This is a genomic window from Mycobacterium lehmannii (assembly GCF_002245535.1).
Taxonomy (GTDB): Bacteria; Actinomycetota; Actinomycetes; order Mycobacteriales; family Mycobacteriaceae; genus Mycobacterium; species Mycobacterium lehmannii.
Map to the genome: position 1 here is coordinate 374476 of NZ_NKCN01000001.1, position 24882 is coordinate 399357.

22 protein-coding genes and 1 pseudogene are annotated in these 24882 nt (G+C 65.9%); 9 read left to right on the top strand and 14 right to left on the bottom strand.

What is annotated here, in order from left to right:
- The first annotated feature begins 74 nt into the window (after positions 1-74).
- Genes hemE through CEX87_RS01955 form a run of 4 tightly spaced genes read left to right on the top strand, consistent with a single transcriptional unit; the run spans position 75 to position 3530 of the window.
- Positions 75-1139: a uroporphyrinogen decarboxylase gene (gene hemE / locus CEX87_RS01940; RefSeq protein ID WP_064417027.1), complete on the top strand. Its 1065-nt coding sequence runs from the start codon at positions 75-77 to the stop codon at positions 1137-1139.
- Positions 1136-2491 carry a protoporphyrinogen oxidase gene (locus tag CEX87_RS01945; RefSeq protein ID WP_094285722.1) on the top strand — a complete coding sequence of 452 codons (1356 nt, stop codon included), beginning with the start codon at positions 1136-1138 and terminating at the stop codon, positions 2489-2491. Before hemE ends, CEX87_RS01945 begins: the two co-directional genes overlap by 4 nt.
- Before the next feature lie 4 nt (positions 2492-2495).
- Entirely contained in the window at positions 2496-3191 is a 696-nt protein-coding gene (gene hemQ, locus CEX87_RS01950; RefSeq protein WP_064426012.1) for a hydrogen peroxide-dependent heme synthase, read from the top strand.
- A 27-nt stretch (positions 3192-3218) separates the two neighbouring features.
- Complete coding sequence (locus tag CEX87_RS01955; protein ID WP_094285724.1) at positions 3219-3530, top strand: hypothetical protein; 312 nt, start codon at positions 3219-3221, stop codon at positions 3528-3530.
- A 101-nt stretch (positions 3531-3631) separates the two neighbouring features.
- On the opposite strand, the gene msrB is transcribed toward CEX87_RS01955, so the two are convergent.
- Both msrB and CEX87_RS01965 read right to left on the bottom strand, forming a co-directional pair.
- A complete protein-coding gene (gene msrB, locus CEX87_RS01960; protein WP_064426011.1) occupies positions 3632-4045 on the bottom strand; it encodes a peptide-methionine (R)-S-oxide reductase MsrB in 414 nt (137 codons plus the stop codon).
- Complete coding sequence (locus CEX87_RS01965; RefSeq protein WP_233151241.1) at positions 4042-10518, bottom strand: tetratricopeptide repeat protein; 6477 nt, start codon at positions 10516-10518, stop codon at positions 4042-4044. Before CEX87_RS01965 ends, msrB begins: the two co-directional genes overlap by 4 nt.
- 558 nt (positions 10519-11076) lie before the next feature.
- Here CEX87_RS01965 and CEX87_RS27455 point away from each other — a divergent pair.
- Positions 11077-11673 (top strand): hypothetical protein, encoded by a 597-nt coding sequence (locus tag CEX87_RS27455; RefSeq protein WP_233151245.1) that lies wholly within the window; start codon positions 11077-11079, stop codon positions 11671-11673.
- A gap of 186 nt (positions 11674-11859) precedes the next feature.
- Here CEX87_RS27455 and CEX87_RS27460 read toward each other — a convergent pair.
- From CEX87_RS27460 to CEX87_RS01985, 5 genes and pseudogenes are all read right to left on the bottom strand, one after another.
- Positions 11860-13074: pseudogene (locus CEX87_RS27460) on the bottom strand (AAA family ATPase); the annotation flags it as partial.
- A 2-nt stretch (positions 13075-13076) separates the two neighbouring features.
- Complete coding sequence (locus CEX87_RS01970) at positions 13077-14144, bottom strand: oxidoreductase family protein (protein WP_064426009.1); 1068 nt, start codon at positions 14142-14144, stop codon at positions 13077-13079.
- Positions 14145-14273: 129 nt separating this feature from the next.
- A complete protein-coding gene (aftC, locus tag CEX87_RS01975) occupies positions 14274-15587 on the bottom strand; it encodes an arabinofuranan 3-O-arabinosyltransferase (protein ID WP_082693875.1) in 1314 nt (437 codons plus the stop codon).
- Between the two features lie 36 nt (positions 15588-15623).
- Positions 15624-17189, bottom strand: a complete 1566-nt coding sequence (locus CEX87_RS01980; RefSeq protein ID WP_094285836.1) for an alpha/beta fold hydrolase — start codon at positions 17187-17189, stop codon at positions 15624-15626.
- 25 nt (positions 17190-17214) lie between these two features.
- Positions 17215-17997, bottom strand: coding sequence for a pyrimidine reductase family protein (locus CEX87_RS01985; RefSeq protein WP_094285834.1), 783 nt, complete (start codon positions 17995-17997; stop codon positions 17215-17217).
- 34 nt (positions 17998-18031) lie between these two features.
- Here CEX87_RS01985 and zapE point away from each other — a divergent pair, with 34 nt between their 5' ends.
- Positions 18032-19051, top strand: a complete 1020-nt coding sequence (gene zapE / locus CEX87_RS01990; protein ID WP_064428444.1) for a cell division protein ZapE — start codon at positions 18032-18034, stop codon at positions 19049-19051.
- A 67-nt stretch (positions 19052-19118) separates the two neighbouring features.
- Here zapE and CEX87_RS01995 read toward each other — a convergent pair whose 3' ends face one another.
- The 6 genes from CEX87_RS01995 to CEX87_RS02020 all read right to left on the bottom strand — a co-directional run bounded on the left by CEX87_RS01995 (position 19119) and on the right by CEX87_RS02020 (position 22565).
- Positions 19119-19649: a GNAT family N-acetyltransferase gene (locus tag CEX87_RS01995; RefSeq protein WP_094285728.1), complete on the bottom strand. Its 531-nt coding sequence runs from the start codon at positions 19647-19649 to the stop codon at positions 19119-19121.
- A 6-nt stretch (positions 19650-19655) separates the two neighbouring features.
- Positions 19656-20147, bottom strand: a complete 492-nt coding sequence (locus CEX87_RS02000; RefSeq protein ID WP_064395332.1) for a hypothetical protein — start codon at positions 20145-20147, stop codon at positions 19656-19658.
- A 65-nt stretch (positions 20148-20212) separates the two neighbouring features.
- Positions 20213-20806 (bottom strand): methylated-DNA--[protein]-cysteine S-methyltransferase, encoded by a 594-nt coding sequence (locus CEX87_RS02005; protein ID WP_064395333.1) that lies wholly within the window; start codon positions 20804-20806, stop codon positions 20213-20215.
- A complete protein-coding gene (locus tag CEX87_RS02010; protein WP_064417035.1) occupies positions 20803-21276 on the bottom strand; it encodes an RNA polymerase sigma factor in 474 nt (157 codons plus the stop codon). The genes CEX87_RS02005 and CEX87_RS02010 overlap by 4 nt, the downstream gene beginning before the upstream one ends.
- Positions 21277-21317: 41 nt before the next feature.
- Positions 21318-22043, bottom strand: a complete 726-nt coding sequence (locus CEX87_RS02015; RefSeq protein WP_094285730.1) for a Clp protease N-terminal domain-containing protein — start codon at positions 22041-22043, stop codon at positions 21318-21320.
- A 33-nt stretch (positions 22044-22076) separates the two neighbouring features.
- Positions 22077-22565: an SRPBCC family protein gene (locus CEX87_RS02020; protein ID WP_064426007.1), complete on the bottom strand. Its 489-nt coding sequence runs from the start codon at positions 22563-22565 to the stop codon at positions 22077-22079.
- Positions 22566-22641: 76 nt separating this feature from the next.
- Here CEX87_RS02020 and CEX87_RS02025 point away from each other — a divergent pair, with 76 nt between their 5' ends.
- Positions 22642-22995 carry a helix-turn-helix transcriptional regulator gene (locus CEX87_RS02025; RefSeq protein ID WP_094285732.1) on the top strand — a complete coding sequence of 118 codons (354 nt, stop codon included), beginning with the start codon at positions 22642-22644 and terminating at the stop codon, positions 22993-22995.
- Positions 22996-22998: 3 nt separating this feature from the next.
- Here the strand turns inward: CEX87_RS02025 and CEX87_RS02030 are convergent, their stop codons facing one another.
- The gene (locus CEX87_RS02030) at positions 22999-23424 is read right to left on the bottom strand and encodes a hypothetical protein (RefSeq protein WP_064417037.1); all 426 of its coding nucleotides are present in this window, start codon (positions 23422-23424) and stop codon (positions 22999-23001) included.
- Between the two features lie 324 nt (positions 23425-23748).
- On the opposite strand from CEX87_RS02030, the gene CEX87_RS02035 reads away from it, so the two are divergent.
- Entirely contained in the window at positions 23749-24057 is a 309-nt protein-coding gene (locus tag CEX87_RS02035) for a hypothetical protein (RefSeq protein ID WP_064395339.1), read from the top strand.
- A gap of 149 nt (positions 24058-24206) precedes the next feature.
- The gene (locus CEX87_RS02040) at positions 24207-24803 is read left to right on the top strand and encodes a hypothetical protein (RefSeq protein ID WP_233151220.1); all 597 of its coding nucleotides are present in this window, start codon (positions 24207-24209) and stop codon (positions 24801-24803) included.
- Positions 24804-24882 lie beyond the last annotated feature (79 nt).

The following is a 24882-nucleotide window of genomic DNA, read 5'->3' on the forward strand; positions in this document are numbered from 1 at the left end:
GCCGATCTTGTTAGGCACCGATCCGGTCGAGGCGAAACGGGCGCCGCCCGGTCCGCATGGCAGCATTGACAGCGATGAACACACGCCGTGAGCTGCCCGACTCCGCCTATCTGGCCGCCGCCTGCGGCCGCAAGCCCGGCCGCGTGCCCGTGTGGTTCATGCGGCAGGCGGGCCGTTCGCTACCCGAGTACCGCGCACTGCGGGCAAAGAACACGATGATGCAGGCCTGCTTCGATGCCGAGCTGATCACCGAGATCACCCTGCAGCCGATCCGCAGGCACGGCGTCGACGCCGCGATCCTGTTCTCCGACATCGTGGTGCCGTTGCGGGCCTCGGGCATCGACCTCGACATCGTTCCCGACGTCGGCCCGGTGATAGAGCACCCGATTCGCACCGCCGCCGACGTCGCCGCGATGAGACCGCTGGAGCGGGAGCAGGTCGCGCCGGTCGCTCAGGCCGTCGCGACGCTGGTGTCCGAACTCGGTGACGTGCCGCTGATCGGGTTCGCGGGCGCGCCCTTCACTCTGGCTTCCTATCTGGTCGAGGGCGGACCGAGCCGCAACCACGAACGCACCAAGGCGATGATGCTCGGAGAACCCGAGACGTGGCACGCGCTGATGACCGCGCTGACCGAGGTGACGATCGCGTTCCTGCAGGTGCAGGTGGACGCGGGTGTCGATGCGATCCAAGTGTTCGACTCATGGGCGGGGACGCTGTCGCTGGCCGACTACCGCAGCTATGTACTGCCGCACAGCACCCGGGTGTTCGCGACGCTGGCCGCCGCCGGAGTGCCGATGACCCACTTCGGTGTCGGTACCGCCGAACTGCTGGGCGCGATGTCGCAGGCGGCCTCCGGCCACGGCGCCCCGGCGGTGGTCGGGGTCGACTGGCGCACGTCGCTGTCCGATGCCGCCGCCCGGGTGGTCCCGGGGACGGCGTTGCAGGGCAACCTGGACCCGGTGGTGCTGCTGGCCGGCCTGCCGGTGGCTGAACGCGCTGCGCGTGCGGTCGTCGACGACGGCAGGCGGGCGATCGATGCGGGCGCCGCCGGGCATGTGTTCAACCTCGGGCACGGCGTGCTCCCGGCCACCGATCCCGAGGTGATCACTGAAGTGGTGGCGCTGGTGCATTCGCTGTGAGTGCATCGTATTGCGTTGTCGGCGGAGGGATCTCAGGTCTCGTCGCCGCATACCGCCTGCGCGTCGCCGCGGGGCCCGACGCGTCGATCACGCTGTTCGACCCCGCCGACCGCCTTGGTGGCGTGCTGCGCACCGAGCGGATCGGCGGCCAACCGATGGACGTGGGTGCTGAGGCGTTCGTCGCGCGTCGACCCGAAGTCCCTGCCTTGCTGGCCGAGCTGGGCCTGGCGAACCGCCAGATCGGCACGACCGGCGCGCGCCCGCTGATCTACAGCCAAGGCAAGCTGCATCCGCTGCCCGCCGGCACGCTGCAGGGGATACCGGCGCAGCCGTCGGCGGTGGCGGGGCTGGTGGACGAGGCGACGATCGCCTGGATGCACGGCGAACCCAATCGCCCGTTCTCGTGGCGCCCGGGCGGCGACCCGTCCGTTGCCGAGCTGGTCGGCGACCGGTTCGGTGAGCAGGTGATCACCCGTTCGGTCGAACCCTTGCTGGCCGGTGTTTACGCAGGCAACGCGGCGACGATCGGGGTTCGTTCGGCGGTGCCGACGCTGGCTGTGGCCCTTGACCGCGGCGCGAGAAATCTCACCGAGGCTGTTCGGGACGCGGCGCCGCCGCCGGTCACCGGGTCGGTCTTCGGCGCGGTCGACGGCGGCTACCGGGTGCTGATCGACGAGCTCGTCCGGCGCGCCGGCGCACAGTGGCAGCAGGTCACCGTCGAAGGGCTGCACCGCGGCGCGCGGGGCTGGGAACTCGTCGACGACGAGGGCGCCTGCCACCACGCCGACGCGGTCGTGCTCGCCGTGCCTGCGCCCCGGCTGGCGCGGCTGGTCGCGGAGGTCGCTCCCCGAAGTGCGGCCGCGGCTGGGCGCATTGCGGTGGCGTCGACGGCGTTGGTGGCGTTGGGGTTGCCGGGCGGTACGCCGTTACCGCAGCAGTCCGGCGTGCTCGTGGCAAGCGGTGAACGTCTGCGGTCGAAGGCGGTCACGCTGACGTCGCGCAAATGGGGTCAACGCGGCAGCGTCGAGTTGGTCCGGCTCTCCTTCGGGCGGTTCGGCGACAACCTGGCCCGCAGCGTGGGCGACGAGGAACTGCTCACGTGGGCGGCCGAGGATCTCGCCACGCTCTTCGGTGTCAGGACCGAGCCCGTCGACTACCACGTGCAGCGGTGGATCGACGCGATGCCGCAATACGGGCCCGGTCACGGTGCGCTGGTCGCCGAGTTGCGCTCGGGACTGCCGCCGACGATCGCGGTCGCGGGCGGTTATCTGGACGGCATCGGCGTACCGGCGTGTGTGTCGGCGGCCACCAGGGCGGTGGCGTCGCTGGTCACCACACGCGTGGCACGATAGAGCTATGGCCAAGCTCGACTTCGACACGCTCAACTCGACCCTTCGCTACCTGATGTTCTCGGTGTTCGCCGTGCGGCCCGGAGAACTGGGAGAGGAGCGTGGCGCGGTCGTCGACGAGACCGCGACGTTCCTCAAACAACAGGAGGAGCGCGGCGTCGTGGTGCGCGGCCTGTACGACATCGCGGGTATGCGCGCCGATGCCGACTTCATGATCTGGACACACGCCGACAACGTCGAGGCGCTGCAGGCCACCTACGCCGATTTCCGTCGCACCACCGCCTTGGGGCGTGCGAGCAATCCGGTGTGGAGCAACGTCGCGCTGCACCGTCCCGCGGAGTTCAACAAGAGCCACATCCCGGCGTTCCTGGCGGGTGAGGAGCCGGGGAACTACATCTGCGTGTATCCCTTCGTGCGGTCGCTGGACTGGTATCTGCTGCCCGACGAGGAGCGCCGCCGCATGCTCTCCGAACACGGCATGGCGGCGCGCGGCTACAAGGACGTGCGAGCCAACACCGTCCCGGCGTTCGCGTTGGGCGACTACGAGTGGATCCTGGCGTTCGAGGCGCCGGAACTGCACCGCATCGTCGACCTGATGCGTGATCTGCGTGCCACCGACGCGCGTCGACATGTGCGCGAGGAGACGCCGTTCTTCACCGGTCCGCGGATCAGCGCGGAGCAGTTGATCGATCGCCTGCCGTAACCGGCGTCGCTCGGTCATCATTGACCGATGAGGATGAAGGTGCTGCTCTGTGCGGCGATGTCGATCGGGGCGCTGGCGGGGGCGCCGACGGGGTTGGCGCAGGCTCCAGACAGCGAGAAGTGTGCGCCGCGCTTCGGTCAGGTCATCGACATCACGGCCGGCGACATCGACTGCATCACTGCATCGGACTACGCCGTGAAGTACGACCTCAACGGCAACAAATACCAGGTCATCGGCCCGTTCACGTGTTACTCGGGTAACGCGATGACGGCGCCGCTGCTGTTCCAGTGTGTCGCCGACACCGAGGACCGCGCCGAGTTCGCCGTATACCCGGCGTAGTTTTTTGGGCGCCTAATCGCGCGGAATCGCGCCGAATCGCGCCGAAATGGCATTCCAGCAGAACTTTTTCGAGTGGAGCCCTGCTGGAATGCAATTTCGCGTCAGGAAGTCGGCTTGAGCCGCAGCGAGATCGAGTTGATGCAGTAGCGCTGGTCGGTCGGAGTGGGGTAGCCCTCGCCCTCGAAGACGTGGCCCAGGTGGCTGTGGCAGTTGGCGCAGATCACTTCGACGCGGCGCATGCCCAGCGAGTCGTCGGCGCGCAGAATGACGGCATCGGAGTCGGCGGGATCGAAGAACGACGGCCATCCGCAGTGCGATTCGAACTTCTCGCTACTGCGGAAGAGCTCGGCACCACAGGCGCGGCACTCGTAGACGCCCTCGGTCTTGGTGTCGGTGTACTCGCCGGTGAACGGGCGCTCGGTGCCGGCCTGACGCAGGACGTGGAACTCCTCGGGGGTCAGCTTCTTGCGCCACTCGTCATCGGTCAGCTGCAGTTTGGGAGCCGGTGTGGTCATGACTCCACGCTACTGCCGGCACGGCGCACCCGTTCCTCGGCGTATTCGAACGCGGCGGCCTCGTCGTCGACGTCGAACTCCGCGAGATGCGTGGTAAGTCCCTCGCGGAACTCGCCCACGATGATGCGGGTCCACTCATATCGCTCGCCGTCGTGGCCGATTGCTTCGCGTTCGTGCAGAGTCACCGCGACCGTCGGTGAAATCCATCGTTCGATCGAGTGCCACGAACGGACCGAGGCGACCATTGCGCACAGGTGCTCGTAGCTGGCGCGCAGGTCGGCGACTGACCGGTCGGGGAAGCCGGATCGCGAACGGCTGACGGCGTGCATGTCGGGGGTAGCCATCTCCCCGAACGCCCGGTCCCACTCCCGACGGTTGATGGCCATCAGGTACTTGGCGATGTGGGTCGCGCCCTCGGCGACGGCCGCTCCTTCGCCGGCGCAGTACCGCCGCGTAAGTTCTTGGTAGGCGTTCTCGAAGTCGTCTTCGTCGAAGCGGCCCTCGTAGACGAAATGTCCAGCGTCGTCGACCTCGTAGACGTGGAGGTAAGACGTTGCGTTGCCGGCGTCGTCCGACCAGACGCTGGAGTGCATACTCAGAAAGTAGCCGCGGACCGCTAGAGTTCGCCACTCGAAGTTGTTGTACTGAGCCAAGATCCGTTCCCCGGCCAGCCGCAGCCCGGCGGCATTACGAATGGGATCGCCGCTGATCCGGCGTCGATCGTCGTATACGCATGGGATTGCGTAGCAGCCGATACCCCCTTCAATATCCTTGGCCCGCATGGCGTTCTGCAGCGCGGCGACGGTATCGCACGATCTGTTGGTCAACGGCAACCGGCTGCCGACGGCGTGGATGCGCTCCTCGGCGCAGGCGAAGGCGGCGTCCTCGTCATCGGCGTCGAACTCGCGCTCCGAGGCCATCCGCCCGTCGCGAAACTCCACGACGCTGAGTCGCGTCCAGGTGTACCGCTCGCCGTCGTGACCGATGGCCTCGCGCTCGGTGCGGTTGACGCAACATGTTGGCGATACCCAACAGAGAGCTGACAGCCAAGTTCGTGCCCAGCCGACCCTCGCATTGAAGTCCTCAATAGCGGCGCGCGCCTCTGTGAGCGAACTGTCGGGAAATGCTGAGCTGGACTGCATCTCGAAGCGCATCTCGGGTTCCATGAGTTCGCCGAACAACCGGTCGAGGTCGCCGCGGTTGAGCGCGACGATCCACTCGGTCTGTGTGGCACCTGCGTCGGCGAATGAAGCGCCCTCATCGAAGTAATACCGTCGCTCAAGTTCGCGATAGGCGCCCTCGAAATCGTCCTCATCGAAGCGACCGTGGTAGACGATGCGCCCAGCCTCGTCGACCTTATGAACCATCAGATACCGAACCTCGAAGCCGTCATCATTCGCCCATCGTGTCGAGCCGAGGTGAAGATTCTCACCGCGCACCGCCAGGGTCCTGCTCTCGAACGAGGTGTAGTCATCGAGGATGCGCTCGAGTGCTGAGCGCGTGTCGCCGACGGGATTCCCGTGTAGGCGGCGGTGATCGCCGAAGACGAACGACTCTGAGGCGAGCGCGGCAGCGGCCTCGGTGTCCTGTGCTTGCATCAACCGCCAGAGGTTGTCGACCGTCTTCGTCGCGCGGTTGGTCAGCGAGAGCCGGCTGGCCGTCGCGCTCACCAACGACTCGGCGTAGGCGAAGGCGGAGTCCTCGTCGTCGACGTCGAATCGACAGTCGAGCACGGCACGCCCATCGCGAATCTCGCAGACGTCGATGCCGGTCCAGGTGTATTGCTCACCGTCCTTACCGACGGCCTGCCGCTCGTGCCGTCCGACGCAATATGTAGGTGACGGCCAGCATTCAGCGACGTTCCATTGACGAACTGAGGCCATCATCGACCTCAGCTCCTCCAGGCTGGCTCGTAATTCCGCAGCAGACCGGTTGGGGAACGCTGTGCTGGAGCGATTTTCGACACGGAAGTCGTGGGAGGTGAGCTCTCCGAACGCGCGGTCGAAGTCGCCCGCGTTCAGCGCTATCATCAACTCGGCTGCGGCCGTCGCAGATTGTGTGAAAGTTGCCGCTTCCCCGGCGCAATAGCGTCGCGTTAGCTCTCGGTAGGCGCCTCCGAAGTCGTCCTCGTCGAAGCGCCCCTCATAGGTGATCCGCCCGCTGTCGTCGACCTCCTGGAGTACCAGATAGGCCGTTTCGTCACCGGCATCGTTCGACCAGCGGCTCCAAGCAAGGTGCAGTCGTTCGCCCCGTACGGCCAACGTGCCACCTTTGAAGTGGTCGTACTGCGCCAAGATGCGTTCCGCACCGCTGCGAACACCGTCGAGCGGATTTCCCCCCAGCTTTCGCCGATCATCGTATTCGAACTGTTCGGCATAGCGCTCGACCATCGAATCAACATCGTGGGCGTCCGCTGCCCGCCAGCTTGCGAAGAAAGTCCGGCTCGCCCGGTTGGTGACCGGTAACCGACTCGTGGCCTCACGCGCGAGCTGTTCGGCGTGTGCGAATGCCGCCTCTTCGTCATCCAGTTCGTAAATGCACAGATGCGTGACCCTGTGCGCCTTGACCTCCATCACGAAAAGTCTTGACCAAGAGAACCGTTCATCGTCATGACCGACCGCTTCGCGCTCGTTGCGCCCGACTGCGTGTTGTGGAGAAACCCAGCGCACTGCAGAGTTCCATGCCCGCACCGATGCGAACATCGCGATCAGCTCGTCGGTGCTCGATTTCAGTTCCTCGGCCGAACGATCGGGAAAGCCGGAACGCGAACGGTTTTCAACACGAAAGTCCGGTGCGATGAGCTCGTCGAACGCACGGCTTAGGTCGCGCTCGTTCATGGCGATCGCAAATTCGGTGGTTATCCTGCCTGAATCGCTTAACGCTGCACCTTCACCGGCGTAGTAGCGGCGTTCGAGTTCGCCGTAGGCGGCGTCGAAGTCATTCTCGCCGAAGCGGCCGTAGTAGCAGATGAGGCCGTCCTCGCCGACCTCGATGACATGCAGGTAATTCGTTTCGAATCCGGTGTAGTCCGCCCATCGCGTTCGTGAAAGTTGCAGCGACTCACCCCGGACCGCCAGCGTCTCACCCTCGTAAATCGAGTACTGCGCAAGGATTTCTTCGCAGGCGGTGCGGACGTCGGTCGGTGGGCTGCCCGCCATCGCCCATTGATCGTCGTAGATGTATGAGTTCGCGAACGAAGCGGCGGCACGATCGGCATCACCGGCTTCCATCGCCGCTCGCACCGACTTCCATACATGACTGGCGCGGTTAGTGACGACCAATCGACTTGTGGATCTGCGCGCCCGGTCCTCCGCGTACGCGAATGCTGATTCCTCATCATCGGTTTCGAACAGGCAGATCGACACGAATCGGCCGTCGCGGATCTCAGCCACATCGATATGCGTCCATGCGAAATCTTCGCCGTTTCTGCCGACGGCTTCCTGCTCGAAGCGTGCCACCGCCACCGTCGCTGACAGCCAGCAGACCGCCGAATGCCACACCCTCAGCGAGATGGTCATCTCCGAGAGTTTCTGGTAGGTATCGCGGAACTCGACGGCAGTGCGGCCGCCGAATACGGATCGCGACCGGTCCTCGACGAGAAACCCCGCTGGTGTGAGTCTTTCGAAAGCGTCCTCGATCTCACCCCTCATGAACGCGATCGGATACTCCGCAAGGGCCGTTTCCCCGTCTGCGAACGGCGTGCCCTCTCCCGCGCAAAAGCGCCGCTCAAATTCGCGGTACGCCCCCTCGAAGTCATTTCCGTCAAATCGGCCATCGTAGATGCACAATTCGTCATCGTTGAATTCCGATACGTGAAGTTGGGTCGTCTCATTTCCCGCGTCGTCCGACCACTGACTGCGGGTCATGACCAGCCGGTCTCCGCGCACCGCGAGCACGCGAACGTCGAATTTGTTGTACTGGTCGAGGATCCGCTCGAGCGCCACACGTAGTGCCCCACGACCCACGATGGGGCCGCCGCTGATACCGCGTCGATCTTCGTACACAAAGCTATCCGCATAAATGGCCACCGTGGCGTCGACGTCGTGATCCCGCAGTGCTTGCCAGGCGGCTTCGATAACTTCTGCAGCTCGGTTCGCCACCGCCAGCCGCGTACTGGTCGCCCGACAGCGCTCCTCGGCGTAGGCGAACGCCGCTTCTTCGTCGTCGAGGTCGAACTGGCACAGCGCTTCAATGCGACCGTCTCTTATCTCGCCGACGAGCAGGAATGCCCATGTGTACAACTCACCGTCTTGACCAACCGCTTCTCGTTCGAGGCGGCTGACGGACCAGTGCGGAGACAACCAGGACACGGCTGAAGGCCAAATTCGCGACGACGAGATCAGTGCGTCCAGTTGGCCCCAGCTGGCGCGAAGGTCAGCGGCTGAGCGGTCGGGAAAGGCTGAGCGGGAACGGTTCTCGATGTGCATCCCCGATGTGATGAGCTGGTCGAAGACCTCATCGTAATCGCCACGGTTCATGGCGATGAACGTTGCGGCGGCCACCCTGCCACCCTCTGCGAACTCAGCACCTTCTCCGGCGTAGTAGCGCCGCTCGAGTTCGCGGTAGGCGCCTTCGAAATCGTCTTCGTCGTACCGTCCGTCGAAGACGACCCGACCCGTATCGTCGGTCTCGAAGACATGTAGATACGCCGTCGCGTTGTCGGCTTCATCCGACCAATAGGTGTGTGCCATCACGAGGTGGTCTCCGCGGATCGCCAATACGCGTGAATCGAATTGCGTGTACTGGTCGCAGATTCGGGCGACCGCCCCCCGCATTTCCTCGCGTCCGACGATGGGGTCGCCACTGAGTCTTCGCCGATCCTCATAGGCAAAGTCATCAGCATAAACGGCGACGACACCGTCGACGTCCTGGGCACGCAGCGCCCGGATTACTCGTGGAAGCAACTGGCTGGCTCGGTTTGTGACTGCGAGACGGCTAGTGGTCGTCCGAAGTCGTCCCTCGACATAATTGAAAGCGGATGCCTCATCGTCGATTTCGAATTGACATATCGATACGAGTCGGTTGGCCCGGATCTCGGCTGCATGGATACTGGCCCACTCGTAGTTCTCGTCATCTCGTCCCGTAGCTTCTCGCGAGAAGCGGAGAACGAGCCAGTTCGGTGACAGCCACTCAATCGCTGACGTCCACACACGAGACGAGGCGACAATCGCGTCAAGTTCTTCCAGAGTGCCGCGGAACTCGTCGGCCGAGAGTTCGGGATGCGCCGCGTGGGAACGATTCTCGAGCCTGAAGTCCTCAACGAAGAGTTCACCGAAAACCCGGTCGTAGTCTCGTCGGTTCATGGCGAGGACTATTTCGGTCGTCACAGCACCCGCCGCGGCGAACTCCTCTCCCTCGTCGGCGTAGTAGCGCCGTTCGAGTTCGCGGTAGGCGCTTTCGAAGTCGTCCCCGTCAAAGCGGATGTGGTAGAGGAGGCGGTCGTCGTCGCCGGTTTCATTGACGTAGAAGGAGGTCATGACGTTTCCGTCGTTGTCTGCCCACCGGCTCCGCACAAGATGCAGGCGCCGGCCGCGGACAGCGAGGACGTGAAGTTCGAAGTGCGTGTACTGCTCTGAAACCCGCTCTATCGCCGTCCGCATCGCATCGAGGCCGATGACGGGCTCGCCGCTCAGGTGTCGGCGGTCGTCATAGACGAACGAGTCCGAGAACCAGGCGAGGGCGCCCTCGGTGTCGTGTTCCTTAACCGCCTTGATGAAGGCGGGTAAGTATCGACAGGAGTCATTGGTGACCGTGAGCCTGCCGGCGAGCACCGCGGTGCGCTCATCCCTGGGACCTGTTGCTGCTCGGAGGGGTTTCTCCGAGGGCGTGGCTGCGGGCTCGTCTGTAATCCCAATCGAAATGGACACTTCCTTAGCCGTATACAGCGCCTTGGCGTCATCTCGAGCCGTGACGGCGCCCTCGCGATCTCCCGCTGCCGTGAGCACACGGCTCAACGCGAGGCAGGCCTCCGCGTGGTCGAGAACGAGGTCTGTCCCGCTGGCGACGGTCACCGCATCCGTGGCCATCGCTACCGCATCACCCTGGCGGCCCTGAGCTGAGAGGATTTCGGCGCGCACCGCGCGCCAGGCGATCGCCGTCTTCAGATTATGGCCTGCGAGCCCCTGGCTTTCAGCTGCGTACTGCTCGGCCTCGTCGATACGGCCCTGCGCAAGAACGGATCTTGCCAATAGGGCGGCGGCTTGCCCCGCGTCGGCGCCGACGCCCAACGCGTCGAGCCCTTCCAGTGCCGTTCGAAAGTGCGGCTCCGCGGCGACCGCATCGCCCTCCATCAATTCGATGATCCCAGCGAACAACTCCGTTTCCATCAGTCCGTGCCGCAGGCCGAGATCCGCGACGAGCTGGCGTGCTTCGCCAAGCATCTGTCGCGCCTTGTCGGGTCGGCCGCGCAGCAGTTCCAGCACAGCCAGATGCCGCAACGACGTCGCCTCGAGCGAGGGTGCGGCGGTCGTCATCCGCTGCATCCGTACCACGTCAAGACAACGACCACCGGCTTTCGGCACGGGGCTCGGGCCCCACAGCGCCGCACCCGGCGCCGCGCCCAACGCTGCGGTGATCTGCCGGTGGTCTCCACTTTGGCGGGCGGCGATCAACGCCTCGAACAGGTCGAGTTCGCCGTCGCCGACCCGGCCAAGACGCAGCCGTGCGCTCGCTCGTACGCGATGCGCCTTGGCTAGCCCGGCGGCGTCGGCGCGGCGCGCGAATTCGTCGATCGCGCCTTGGAGGAGGCTGTCGTACTCCAGTAACCGCTCAGGGTCTGTATAGATGCCGTGCTGGCACCGGTAACACGTCGCCCATGGAGCCAACGCTTCTCCTGCAATACGCTCGAGCTCGTCGACAAGTCCGGCTCCGGCGGTGACGTCGCCGGCGGACAGAAACGCTTCGCAGGCTGTCAGTAAGAGCTCGGCGTGCACCGCGTTGTCGGCCGCCGCAAGCGCCGAGCCTCGTGCCGCCTGGGTGCCCGCGGATATCAACTCGTCGCGGTCGAGCGCCCGCCGCGCCGAAACCGAGTAATGGCGGGCGGCACGCAAAGCCAGATCACTCGTGTGCTCGGTGAATTCGCCGAGTTCATGACGATAGACGTGAGCGGCTTCCAAATGTCGCGCGATCATCTCGTCGGCTTCGAACGCGACGCTGGGTCCGCCCGCCGCCACCCAATCGGCCAGGCGTGCATGCAGTTCCGCTCGGTCCGACTTCAACAGTCGCCGGTAGGCGACATCGCGGATCAGCACATGATGGAATCCCCATACAGCTTCGTCCCCGACGTAGGTGCCCGTGGGCTGGGCGAGTTCCAGACGGCGAAGTCGGTTGAGCGACATCTTGATCGCATCCGCCTGACCACCGGCGAGCGCGCGCACTGTACCGACCGAGAAGTCGCTCCCCACCACCGAGGCGATCTCCAGTACGCGCCGGTCGGCAGGGTCGAGACGTTCCAGTCGCGACGCGAGCAGGGCGTGAATCGTCGGTGGGATGGTGATGGCGTCGACGTCGATCGTCAGTTCCCAGCCGGACGGCTGCTCGACGAGAACCCCGTCGTGGGCAAGCATTCCGACGAGTTCCCGCACGAACAGGGGGTTGCCGCCGGTGGAGGAAGGCAGCCGATGAAGTAGCTCGGAAGGCAACTCGGCGGCACCCAGAACCCTGGCGGCGAGTTCCGCGGTCGCGCCGGCGTCGAGGCCATCGAGATGGATGGTGTCGGTGACCCAACGGCTTGCGGCGACGAAATCGGGACGAAGCTCGCGCAGCTCGGGTCGTGCCAGAGCCAGGACAAGTACCGGCACTTCCTTGATCCACTCGACGAGATGCTCGATGAAGTCGAGCAGCAAGCTGTCGGCCCACTGGATGTCATCGAGCACGAACACGACCGGACCGCTGCCTGCCAGCACCTCGACGAATCTGCGCAATGCCCAGAAGTTCTCCTCGACCGAGCCGGCTACGCCGGTGGCCAGCCCGTTGAGTACGCGCAGGAGGCGGTCCCCCTCCGAAACCCCCGCCGGGATATCGGTTGCGAGGTCGCGAGAACGCAACATCTCGACGATCGGTGCAAGCGCGACAGTTCCGTCGACCGCGCATCGCGACTGGATCACGCGGGCACTATCCAGAGCGCCAATGAATTCCGTGGCTAGTCGACTCTTGCCGACGCCGGGATCGCCGGTGACGGTCACCAGCCGAGCCGCACGCGCCGAAATCGCGTCGGCGAGCACACTTCGGAGCCGCTGCACCTCCTGCGATCGGCCGACAAACGGAACGGTATCCGCTGTGTCCAATTGCCGTCCGAGCCACTGGTATACCGCTACGGGCGCGTTACGGCCTTTCACCTGCATACGGCCGAGTGACTCATAGCCGTGTCGACTTCGCGTCGCCCGCCAGGTCTCCTCGCCGACGACGACGCGCCCACGCGGACATTCGGCCTCGAGGCGGGCTCCGACGTTCAATGCGTCGCCCACCAAGTCGGCGTCGCCCGCCCCGACGACAACCTCGCCCGTGTTGACGGCGACACGCAGCGCCAATTCCGTGCCGTGTGTCTCGGTGACCTGGGCGGCCAAGCCGATAAATCGTTCCTGAAGCTCGACCGCGGCATCGACGGCGCTGACGGCGTCTTCGGGACCGATCTCGGGGACACCCCAGACGGCCATGAACCCGTCACCGATGTACTTGGTGACACCCGCCCGGTGTCGCTGGGCGGTCGACCGCAGCAGTTCGTGGTATCTGGCGATCACATCGCGGGCCGTCTCCGCATCGACCCGCTCCTCGAAGGTGGTCGACCCGGCCAGATCGGCGAACATCACGGTCACGGTCTTGCGCGCCGGACCCGCCCCTGGCAGGTCCGCTGGGGCGGTCTGTCCTTCGAGCGGAGCGCCGCAGCCGCGGCAGTAGCGCGCGGTCGCCCGTGCCTCCAGGCCGCACGTCGCGCACACACGCGCCAATGATCCGCCGCAGCCCTCGCAGAAGCGCGCGTCCTCTTCGTTCGTCGTCCCGCAGGAGGCGCAGGTGCGGCGGCTCTCAGCCATGGTCAGTCCGGACTCAGCGAGAACGCGTCGTGGTCCTCGAGGGCGGCCACGGCACGGGTGAACATCGTGCGGACCAGACGTCGATTGCGGTCGTTGACGACTTTGATTCGGCCCTCCGCCGCGACGGGATAGATGAAGCACCATGCGGTGGCAATCCGGTAATCTCGTCTCAGTTCAGCTGTGGGGTAGTCGATTCCGTGCTCGGCGAGGCGCTCGCGATAGCGAGCCAGCAATTCTTCCTCACAGCTGCGGCGCGTGTCGGGCGTGAGGCTTTGGCTCAAGAAGTAGCCGACGTCGTAGGCGCCCCGGCCTTTACTGCTGACTTGCCAGTCCAGCACCGTCACCGGCGGGTCACCGGCGCCGGTGGCGAAGAACACCTGGTCGAGCCGAAGGTCGCCGTGCAGGAAAGTGTGGGGCTCCCGCGAGATCTCGTCGAGGAGCCACGGCATCAGCGCCGGGAATCGGTTGCCGTAGTCACGGGTGGTCGGCGCCAGGTCCGAGCCCAGGCGCTCCACACATCTTGGCCATGCGGCGTGGAAATTGCTGATGATCACCTCGGGAAACGGCGGGGTGGTGTGCGGTTTCAGCCATGGCAGCGACGCGAGACGATCGTTTTCCCACCAGTAGGCGTGGTGCCGGGCGATGGCGTCGATGACGGTTTCGGCGTCGGCGACCGAACAGCCGACGAGTTGGTCGACGTTTCGGAGACGAGCAAGATCTTCGAGGACCAACACGAAATCGTGGGATGATTCGTCGAAGGCCGTGAAGTATGGCCGGGCCGGCGGCAGCGGATTAGCGACGCCGATTTCTCGGTAGAACCGGACTTCTCGTCGGTAGAACTCGAGGTCCTCGCACAGGTTGGTCCTCGCGATCGTGTCCAGCGTCGGGAGCTTGACCACGACCGTCGGCGGCACGTCGGGGCTGCCGTCAAGGTGGACCCGATAAAGGCGGCCGAGCAACCCGACGCCGATCCCGAACTGCTCGAGCTTGCACACTCGGACCTCGGCCTGCAGGACCTCGCTGAGCCATTCGGGGGTGATGGATTGCGGATCCACCGGGATTGTCGGCATATTGCGCCTCCCCAGTCGATCCCGTGAGCGAATCAATCGTACGAGATCAGGAGCGCATCAGCACTGGTTATAAGCGCGACAGCGTGCGGCATGAACTTGCTTTGGCAAATACTGTCGGAGCCGTCAACATCAGCTGATCGGCGGCGCGACGGGTCTCGCCGGTTCTCCCGCACTGTCGCGCTCGGCCGGCCGCGGCTCCTTCAGCCACGTCGGGTCGATCCCGTCGTCGAGTCGGCCCTCTGCCTTGGCGTCCAGATAGCGGAAGTACAGCACAGAGAAGACGACCACGAGCATCAGCCCCCACCCGTAGGTGAACTTCATGTACTCGAGGAACCGCCCGGTCGTGGGCCAGTGTCCGAGCAGCCAGCGGTCGGCACTCATGAACCCGTAGATCGCCAGCCAGGCGGGCCAATTGCGCAGCACCGAGTTCGGTAGCACCACCGTCATCAGGAACGGGAACAGCATCATCGAGTAGTAGCCCTGGCCGAGCGACAGCACCAAGAACGAGGTGATCAGCAGCACGCCGGACGATGTCGTCATCCAGAACAGCGGGTCCCGGGTGCGGTAGTACTTGTACAGCAGCCACAGCGAGATCACGGCGATCACCGCAAATGCGATGCGCAACAACAGGATCAGCCACGTAGGCAGGCCGTAGTAGATGCCGTTACCGGCAATCGAGCTGTTGAAGTAGTCGCGGGTCGTGAGGATGTAAGGCACTGTCCGCGTGAAGAAGCTCATCGGGTCGCTGATCAACGGCCATGCAGCGGCGTTGAAGACCAGCGGCACCGCGATGGCGGCGACCACCGCGCGCCACTGGCGGTTTAGGAGCGGCAGCAACAGCAGTGGCGCCAGAAGCGGTTTGACCACCAACGTCAATCCGATCGCCGCACCTGCCAGCCATTGGTGGTTGCGCTTACCGTCCAGCAGCCAGCGGAAGAACAGCACCTCGGCCAGCAGGATGCACCCGTTGATGTTGCCGAAAACCAGTGTGTTGATCACGCTTTCGGTGCAGAACATCGCGGCCAGCAGGGCGGGCAGAGCGACCGAGCGGAAGCCGTAACCGAACAGCCGCACCAGAAAGTAGGCGGCCAACACGATCGCGATCGTGTTGAACGTGATGAACCAGTACCGCGATGCGTCGACGGGCAGGTAGCCAAACGGCGCCATCAACAACGTCCCGCCCGGCGGATACAGATAGTGCGGGTCGACGTGGTTGAAGTGCTCGTTGTAGATGTCCCAGCCCATCTTGAAATTGACGACCGCCCGGTAGACGGGTCCGTAGTCGTCGGTGATGTAGCCGTTGGTCGCCAGCACGTAGCTGCGGTGGATGATGAACAGGATCGCCAGCGGCCACAGGATCACCTTCAACACCGACGCAACGCTGGGTGGGGAGGTCCGGGGCCGGAAGGGCGTCGTCAACGAACTGGCCACAAGATCGCGCACGACCGCACGGTACCCGACCGCAGTCGAGGTCAGGCGTCAGGCAGGGCAGAACGTATCGGTGTCGGGCAGGTTGCCGCTATCGAGGTAACCCAGGACCGGCGGCAGCGCGCACGGTGAATAGATCGCGGCGCCGTGCCCGATGCCCTGCCACATCACCCGCCTGTTGGCCGACCCGGCGTTGATCACCGTGGCGGCAACCGCGGCGACGCCCTCGTTGCCGACGATCGGGTCGTTCTGGGTGCCGAGCAGCAGAACGGGAATCTTGAGGTTCTCGGGCTGCTGGGGTGTCGCACCGCTGGGCCAGTTCAGGCAATCGACCAGGTTCAGCGCGCCCACCGTGCCGAACTGCGGATACAACTTGTTCCAGGCCACGACTAATTCGCGCACCCGGTTCGGAGTGGGCCGGTTCAGCGAGTCACTGCAGCCGTTGACGAACTGGCCGTCGGTGTTACGCAGGCTCTCCGCCCGCGCGATCAGATCGGTGAACGGCGCGGGATCACCCGACTGCGCGGCCGCGATCGCGCTTGCCAGCGCATTGCTCGACTCGATGCGGTCCCCGCGGGGGTAGGCCAGCGCGGTCGAGATCGCGTTGGCCACGGTCGCAACGGCGGCGCCGTTGGGTCCACGGCCCTGGCGTGCGGCCGACAGCAGCGCGTCCACCGCGCCCTTCGGATCCGGGCCCAGCGCGCAGTTGGTCGCGGCGCACTGGGCGGCCCAGGCGTCCAGCGCGGCCTGCTCGCCCTTGACCCGCTGCTCCATCGCGGCTTCGGCGGCAATGCCCAGCGGCAGAGGAGAATCGAGCACCAGGCGCGCGACCTTGTTGGGATGCGACCCGGCGTACGCGAGCGCCACCTGCGCGCCGTTCCCGACGCCCAGCAGTGCGAGGGTGGGCACATCCCAGGTGCTGCGCAGCCGCTCGATGTCCTCGGCGGCGTGGGAGTTGTCGTAGGCCGAATCACCGGGGGCGATGGTGTCGGTGCAGCTTGTCGTCGCGGTCTGCACGATGGCGCCCAGGTTTGCCACCGGGTCGTCGCCGGACTGGAACTGCGCCTGGTCGAGCATTTCCTGGCGATCGAACAGGTCGCGGCAGTCCAGCGCCCCGGACATGCCCATGCCGCGGCGGTCGACGGCGACGATCGGGTGGCTGTTGAGCACGTCGGTGCCCGCGCGCGACAGCCACACCGGCAGCTGCAGCGACGACGGCAGGTCCGACCCGGTCGTCATCACCACGGGGCCGGCGTCCTGGGGGGTCTGCGGTCCGCGGGCGCGCACCACACCGATGCTGACCGAGCCCGACGCACCGTTGATCGGGTCGAGGTCGGCGTCGTAGGTGGCGCAGTCCAGCGTCACACCCGGCACGTAGGGCAGGGCCGCGTCGCTGAACACCCGCGACGTGCAGTCGCGCCAGGCCAGGTCGTTTTTGGGTGCTTCGATGGCCGGCGGGCCGTCAGCGGCTTGGGCCGTCTGCGGCTCGCCCTGAGGCCCAGCCCCGGAGTCGGTGGCGAAGCGGGGATTGGCCGCCAGCCCCGGCGCGCACGCCGCGACGAACGCCACCACGGCCGCCAGGCTGAGAAGCCGAACCAGCTGACCACGCCGATGCATGCCGACCACAGTACTGATGCGCGGTTCAGTCGAGCCGCACGTAACGGGTGTAGAGATAGCCGTCGTCGTCGCTCAGCACATGCGCCGGGCGCATCCGCGTCAGCACCTCGCCAGGGCCGGAAGCGATGCGGGGTGCCTTGCCGCCGACCAGGAACGGGGCCACCGTCAGGCACAGCTCGTCGAGCAGGTCGTTCTCGATGAGCAGGCTCAGGATCAGCGGGCCGCCCTCGGAGAGCACCCGCAACAACTTGCGTTCGGCCAGCGCCTGCAGCGCGGTCGCTGCGTCAACTTCGTCGCGCCGGGGGCCCGAGGCGTCGATCACCTCGGCCACCCCGCCGAGGCGTCTGCGGGTGGCGTCGCAGGCCGCAGAGCAGGTCAGGATCAGCGGCGGCACGTCGGTGCGGGTGAAGAACCGGGCGCCGGGGTCGAGGTCGCCGGATCTTGTGATGACGGCGATCGGCGGCACTTCTGCCTGGCCGCGCGCCTGGCGGGCCCCCCGCTGCGGGACGGGTACCTGCGCGCCGGAGTAGTTCTCGGTGCGCACGGTGGCTGCACCGACGAGGATGACGTCGGCGGCGTAGCGCATCTGCTCGAAGACGCTGCGGTCGCCGGCCGCTCCGAGCGCCGCGGTCTTGCCGCTGGCGGTCGCTCCGCCGTCGATGCTGGCGATCATGTTGCCGCGCACCCAGCACCTGCCCAGGTCGGCCGGGTAGGCATAGAAGTCGCTGAGCCGCCCGTCGGTGCCGTTGATCGGTGCGCCGTCGGGCCCGAGCACTGTGAACTGCGCCGCAGGGGCGGTATCGGGCATGAAGATGATTGCAGCACGTCGATAGGGTGCGTGCATGGACGGGTCCGAAGCGGTGCAGCATCTCGTCGACCGCCACCCCGCCGTCACTCCGGACCGATTGATCGCCCAACTTGCGCCGCCACCCACGTTCTCCGACGTCAGTTTCGACACCTACATCCCCGATCCCGCCGAACCGTCCCAGGCCGCGGCGGTGCAGTCATGCCTGCGGTTCTGCGATCAGGCACAGCAGCGCCGCGCGGGTAAGAAGAAGCTGTTCGGCCGCCGTGAAGTGTTGCCTGGTGTCGGGCTGTATCTGGACGGGGGCTTCGGCGTCGGCAAGACGCACCTGCTGGCTTCGTCGTACTACCGGTTACCGGGACCGAAGGCGTTCGCCACCTTCGGCGAATTGACTCAACTGGCAAGCGTTTTCGGATTCGCCGAGTGCATCGAATTGCTGGCCGACTACGTCGTGGTCTGCATCGACGAGTTCGAACTCGACGACCCGGGCAACACGACGCTGATTTCGCGGCTGCTCTCACAGCTTGTCGAGCGCGGGGTGTCGGTGGCCGCCACGTCGAACACGCTGCCCGAGCAACTGGGGGAGGGGCGGTTCGCGGCCCAGGATTTTCTGCGTGAGATCAACACGCTGGCAGCCATTTTCGAGACGGTGCGCATCGACGGGCCGGACTATCGCCACCGGGATCTGCCGCCCGCTCCCGAACCGCTTGCAGACGCCGAGGTCCGCGAGCGCGCCGCGCGGTCACCGGGGGCGACGCTCGACGACTTCGACGCACTGTGCGCGCATCTGGCGACCATGCACCCGTCGCGGTACCTGACGTTGATCGAAGGTGTCGCGACGGTCTTCCTCACCGGCGTGCACACGGTCGACGACCAGAATGTGGCCCTGCGCCTGGTGTCGCTGACCGACCGGCTGTACGACGCGGGGATTCCGGTCGTGGCGTCGGGCGCCAAGCTCGACACCATCTTCAGCGACGAGATGCTGGCCGGCGGGTTCCGCAAGAAGTACCTGCGCGCGACGTCCCGGTTGCTCGCGTTGTCGCGGGAGCCCCTTTGATCGCGAACGTGGGTTACCCGCACGCCTTTCGCGGCCGGCACGTGCGTCGAGCCCACACTCGGCCCCGCTAAAACGGCCGCACCATCACGTAGTCGTTCTCGACGGCCGCGCCCAACCGGAAGGTCTTCGTGCCGCTGACCGAAAATCCGTGCTTGGCGTAGAACCGCTGCGCGCGCTGGTTCTGCTGGTTGACGCCCAGCCACACCGCGGCGGCGCCCAGTTCGTCGGCCTTGCGCACCGCCTCGGACATCAGCGCGGTCGCCACCCCGGAGCCGTGGTGCTCGGGCAGCACATAGATCTTCGACACCTCGACCGCCGGGCGGGGCTCGACCGCGCGCTGGACGTCGGGGTCGTCGGGCACACCCCGAATCAGCATGGCGTAGCCGGTGATTGACGCGCCGGTGCGCGCGACGAGCACCACGCGGTCGGGGTCGACGAGGTAGTCGCGGAAGCGCGATTGCGACAGGTTCTCCTCGACGAACGCTGCGATGTTGTCGGGAGTCACCGCCGGGGGACAGGCGAGCGGAAACGTGCGGGCGGCGACGTCGGCGAGTTCGGGCAGGTCGGCGTCGACGGCCCCCGTGACGTCAATGCCCAACGGCGACTACACGTTCCACTGAGCCAGGTGCTCGCCGGTGATCTTGTCGAGCAGCACCACGTTGGACACCAGGTCGCGGTAGCAATCCCAGAACACCGCGCCACTGACCGTGGACCCGGCCGGTGCGTTCCCCAGCTGAGGTTGCAGCGCATCCGGAGCGTCGGTGTTGCGTGGTTCGTAGCTGTCGCCGGTCGGCGTCACACCGCGGAAGCTGTAGGTGATCGACTGCGCGTACGGCGTCGGCACCTGGACGGAATGCACGGTCACCCAGGCTCGCCAGACCTGCTGACGCGGGGGGCGTGGGGCATAGCCGAACCCGGGCGGGATCGGCGACGGATCGACGCTGTGCACGGTGATGTCGGCGACCAGACCCTTGAACTTCACTTGCAAGGTGTCGCCGAGCCTGCCGATCGGGGCGGTCACCGCCGATGCGGGCGCAGCGACGATCCCGGCGGCAGTCGCCACGGCGACCACGAGGAGCACGAACCAGCGACGCATCTCCGAATGATCGCACAGACTGAAACCTGTTACAGATGCTTCCAGGCAGGACCACGGGCGAGACCTCAGGCGGCCTCGAGGCTCAGCAGCGTCGACTTCGCCTGCGGGCCGCCGACGTACTGTCCGGACGTCCCGTCCGAGCGCACGACGCGATGGCAGGGAATCACCACCGGCAGGGGATTGCGGGCGCACGCGCTTCCCACCGCCCGCACGGCGCGGGGGTTGCCGACGGCGGCGGCGACGCTCGCATAGCTCGCGCGTTGTCCGTAGCCGATGTCGCGGAGATGTTCGATCACACTGAGGCGGAAGCCCGCGGCCAGCCGTAGGTCGATTGGCACCTCGAACGCGGTGCGTTTCTTGGCGAAGTACTCGTCGAGTTGGCGGGCGACGGTGTCGAGTCGGGCGGGTGCTTGCAGGACACGCGGACTGACGACCTCCGCCAGCCGGGTGAGCACCGCGTCGTGGCCCTCGATATCAAAGGCGACGCGGACCAGTCCGACGGTGGTGGCCGCCAGCAGGAGCGGGCCCACGGGGCTGTCGATCATGCGGTAGGCGACGTCGAGCACGCCCTGGTCGTCGGCGGCGCGTTCCAGCTGTCGGTGCAACCGGTCGAGCGTTGCGGTATCGGGGCTCAGTTCATCGAAAAGGTTGGTAGTCATCGGCTTTCCTCACGGTAGATCTTGCGCAGGGTCTTGACGCCGTCGGCCGCGGCGCGGCGGGCGGCGTCGGGGGAGTTGCGGAGCAGCCCGGCGATCTCGGCGAACGGCAGGCCTGCGATGTGGTGGTAGGCCACGGCCTGGCGCTGCTTGGCGGGCAGCCGAGACAGCGCATCCCACAGGTCGGGGTCGCGGGAGGCGGGGTCCGCCCCCGGTGCCGGCCGTTCCGGCATCGAGTCGGTGGGCGTGGGTCTGCGGGAGCGCGCGCGGCCGGCGTCGAGGGCGCGCCGGTGCGCGATCGTGACGAGCCACGCCTCGACATTGGCGTCGGCCGGCAACTGCGGGTAGGCGCGCAACGCGGATAAGAACGTCTCCGACCAGGCGTCCTCGGCGTCGACGGGACCGACGACCGCGCGGCAGACCCGCAGCACGGTCGGGCCGTGCTCGGCCACCACGTCTTCGAACGGTCGCACCCTCACATCATGTAGACGTCGAAGGGTGGGCAGGTGTGAGATCAGTCCTTGGTGAACACCTGCAGAGCGTCGAGGAGTTCGCTTTCGAAGCGGTCCTTGTCGACACCGGCGCGGTGCAGCGGCCCGTCGTCGGCCTCGGCTTCCCACAGGGCCAGCAGGATGTGCTCGGTCCCGACGTAGTTGTGCCCCAGGCGAAGTGCTTGACGGAACGTCAGCTCGAGCACCTTTTTGGCGGCGCTGCCGAACGGGATCAGCGTGGGAAGCTCCCCGTCGGCCGGCGACGGCAACGACACCACCTGCGACACCGCGTCCGAGCCGACGCCCTGGCCGGCGAGCAGCTTGGCGGCCAGTCCGTCGGGATCCTTGGACAACGCCAGCAGGAGATGATCCGACCCGATCTCGGGATTGCCGGCCGCGTGTGCGATGTTCTGGGCCTCGACGACGACGTTGCGGGCGCGGGGGGTGAACCGACCGAAGCCCGCATTGGGGTCGAGAAGATCGGCGTCGGTGGGTGTCTTGGGGGCGAAGCGCTTCTGCGCGGCCTGTTTGGTGACGCCCATGCACTTGCCGATGTCGGTCCACGACGCTCCCGAGCGGCGGGCCTGATCGACGAAATGGCCGATCAGGTGATCGGCGATCTCGCCGAGTGACTCCGCGGCCAGCACCGCGTCGGTGAGCTGGTCAAGGGGTTCGGAGTGCACGGTCTTGATGACGTCGATGAGGTCGTCGAGCCGGACCGGGTTGGTGATCTTGGCGGGCTGCGTCATGGCGTCAACCCTAGGTTGACGGCCGATTGTGCGTCAACCGTTGGTTGACGATCGCGGATATCCGCGTCGGACCGTGCGGTCGAGGATGCCCAGCGTCGCGCGCAACGCGCTTTCGGAAATGACGGGGAAGATCCCCGCGTCGCGCCAGTGCTGGTCGATGTCGGACCAGTCGTAGAACGACGTCACGAGCGTGCCGTCGTCGGCGGGTTCGAGGCGGTAGCCGTAGACATGACCGATCTGCGGGCGGATCCGGCCCAGGATCGTCCAGGAGATCACGCTGTCCTGTTCGTAGTCGCGGATCGAGACGGTGACGTCGTACTTGCCCATGGGGAAGTCGTTGAGCGCTTCGCGGTCCATGTGCACGACGAAGCTGTCTCCGGCGGCGCGAACCGGTTCGCCTTCGGCGTCCTGCAGCATGCCGCTCGCGTCGATTGCCACATGCCCCTGGGGATCGGTCAGCACGGCGAAGATATCGGGTGCGGGTGCGGCGATGGTCCGCTGGACTTCGATGCGATCGGTCATCAGCAAATCATGCCCCGAATGTGAAACGTCGCGGAAGTCGTTTCGGTCATAGCGGTCGGGGTATTCGCCAGTTGCTATGCGCAACCACGTGGACCCCGCTCGCGTTCAGTCCGCCCTGCTGCGGCGCGCGGTCACGTTCATCAACGAGAACGCCCACAGGGAAATAACACTCAGGGATATTGCCACTGCCGTCAATGTGACGCCACGCTCGGTGCAGTACGCGTTCCGGCGACATCTGGGCACCACGCCGCTGGAGTATCTCCGGCGCGTGCGACTCGACCGAGCCCACCGCGAACTGCAAACAGCGGACCCGCGCAGCGACACCGTGATGGCGATCGCGGGACGGTGGGGATTCACTCACGCAGGCCGGTTCAGCGGCGTGTACAAACGCACTTACGGGACTCCGCCGAGCGAGACGTTGCGGGCCTGACGGTTATCTCGGGAAGAAGCCTTCGCGGGTGAAGAAGCCGGGCTGCCATCCGCGTGCGCCGAGGCAGAGCATCGGGCGGCCGTCGGGCGTCTGGGCGGCGGCTTGAGGCTTGGGGCAGGGCGCTCCGACGTCTTGGACGCCGAACAGTTCGTACGAGGCTTGCCAGAATCCCTGGTTGGTCGGGATCGGCGGCCACTGGTTCTCGATCCAGCGGCACTGCAGAACTTCGCCGCCTGGTCCGCGCCCGAAGGTGAACCGCTCGAGGTTGAAGCACGGCCCAGTGAGGTGGGCGTCGTAGTTCATGCCCGGCACGTCGGAGGCGTAGCGGCCTGGAGTGTCGGGGTAGTCGGTGTCATCAGCGGAAGCGAGCGGGGCCGCACAGATGGCGGCGCCGGCGATCGCGGCGGCGGCGAGCAGTTGGCGAATCATGTCCCACCCTCGATGTCAGGACCGGTCGGTCTCCGCAAAGCGTAGTAGGTGCGACGCGGCGGCTGACCCTTTTCCCATCACTGCACGCAGAACCGGCGATTGTGGAGGGCGCGGGGGTGTTCTCGCCTGTGTAGCCCGTGCGGCGGCGGCGTGTCGAAAGCCTGCTGCCCAGGTGCGGCGAAGTCCTGACGTCGCGGATTCAACTGCGCGATTACCGGGAAGCCTCATTGACATGCGCTTACAAGCGGCTTCACGTCATGCGCATGTCGGCGCGGAGGGCAGTTCGGCTTGGAACGATTTTCGACTCGGTGAGGAACGGGGCAAGTGATTGCAATCGCGGTGGTGCTACTGGTTTCGGCAGCTGTTTTGATCCTGTTCGGCGTGGTGCTCTACGGCAACGGCGTCGGCACGGTTCCCGACGAGCCTGGCCGCGAGCCGGCGGCCACCCGGGAGGGTCTGCGGCGCGTCTCATGGAGCGACCTGTTCGCGCGGATGAAGACGTCGGTCGGAGACATCCTGAATGAGGACGCAAGGCGGCCCCAGAAGTTGACCGCGGCCGGCGCCTTTTGCGTCCTGGTGGGGATCATCGTCCTGGTACTCGCGCTGCTGTCATTCGTCACCGCCATGGTGTAGCGACGCCGCTGAGGTGCTGGTCGGATAGCGACGATAGGTCGAAACCTTCCCTGTGATCCGGGCAGTCGGGCAGACTGACCGACATGAGTTGGGCCACCACGGTGACGAGCACGTTGGTGCCGTTCGCCTCTGTGACATCCACTGCGGCCGTGGCGATCTGGACCAAGCGCATCGACGCGAGGACCAAGAAAGAAGAACGAGATCACGCTCTCGTCCTCGACTACGAGAAGCGGGCTGGTGAGGACAAGAAGGCTGCGTTGAAGCGTTTGATCTCAGCGACCCTGCACCTCAAGCGCGGAGCCGAACAGCTCGCTGGCACCGAACACAGCCTCAGCCAGCGGCGGGCCGAGGCGATCAGACAACTGTACGAGTTCCGTGTTCGGCTGGGTATGGATGACGGAATAGCTGAGTTGATGATTTACGCCGCGGAACCGGTTCGTGACCTCACGGAGTTGATGCTCGACGAGTGGGACCGCCAGTTCCGTGAGCACGGCTACTCTTTGGCTCAGTTGGATGCCTGCAAGAGGCGACTCGTCCAGACGGCAGGCGACCTGGCGCCGACCGACGAACAAGCGATCTATGCGGAGCGCAAGTGGGACGAGCTCAAAGAAGAAGAAGGCGCATGGCTCAAAAGGCTCGGTGACGAGTCGGAGCTTGACGTCGAAGCACTGGTGGAACTCTGCAAGCAGACGTTGAAAGCCGCCCATAAAGACCTCCGTGGCGGCTACGGCGTGGAACCGGACTAACGCTGCGGTTCGGCGGTCGCGTGGGGCGTGTGCGGGTGTGCCCACGCGTGGCGCCTCATCCCGATGTTTCGAGTGGTGT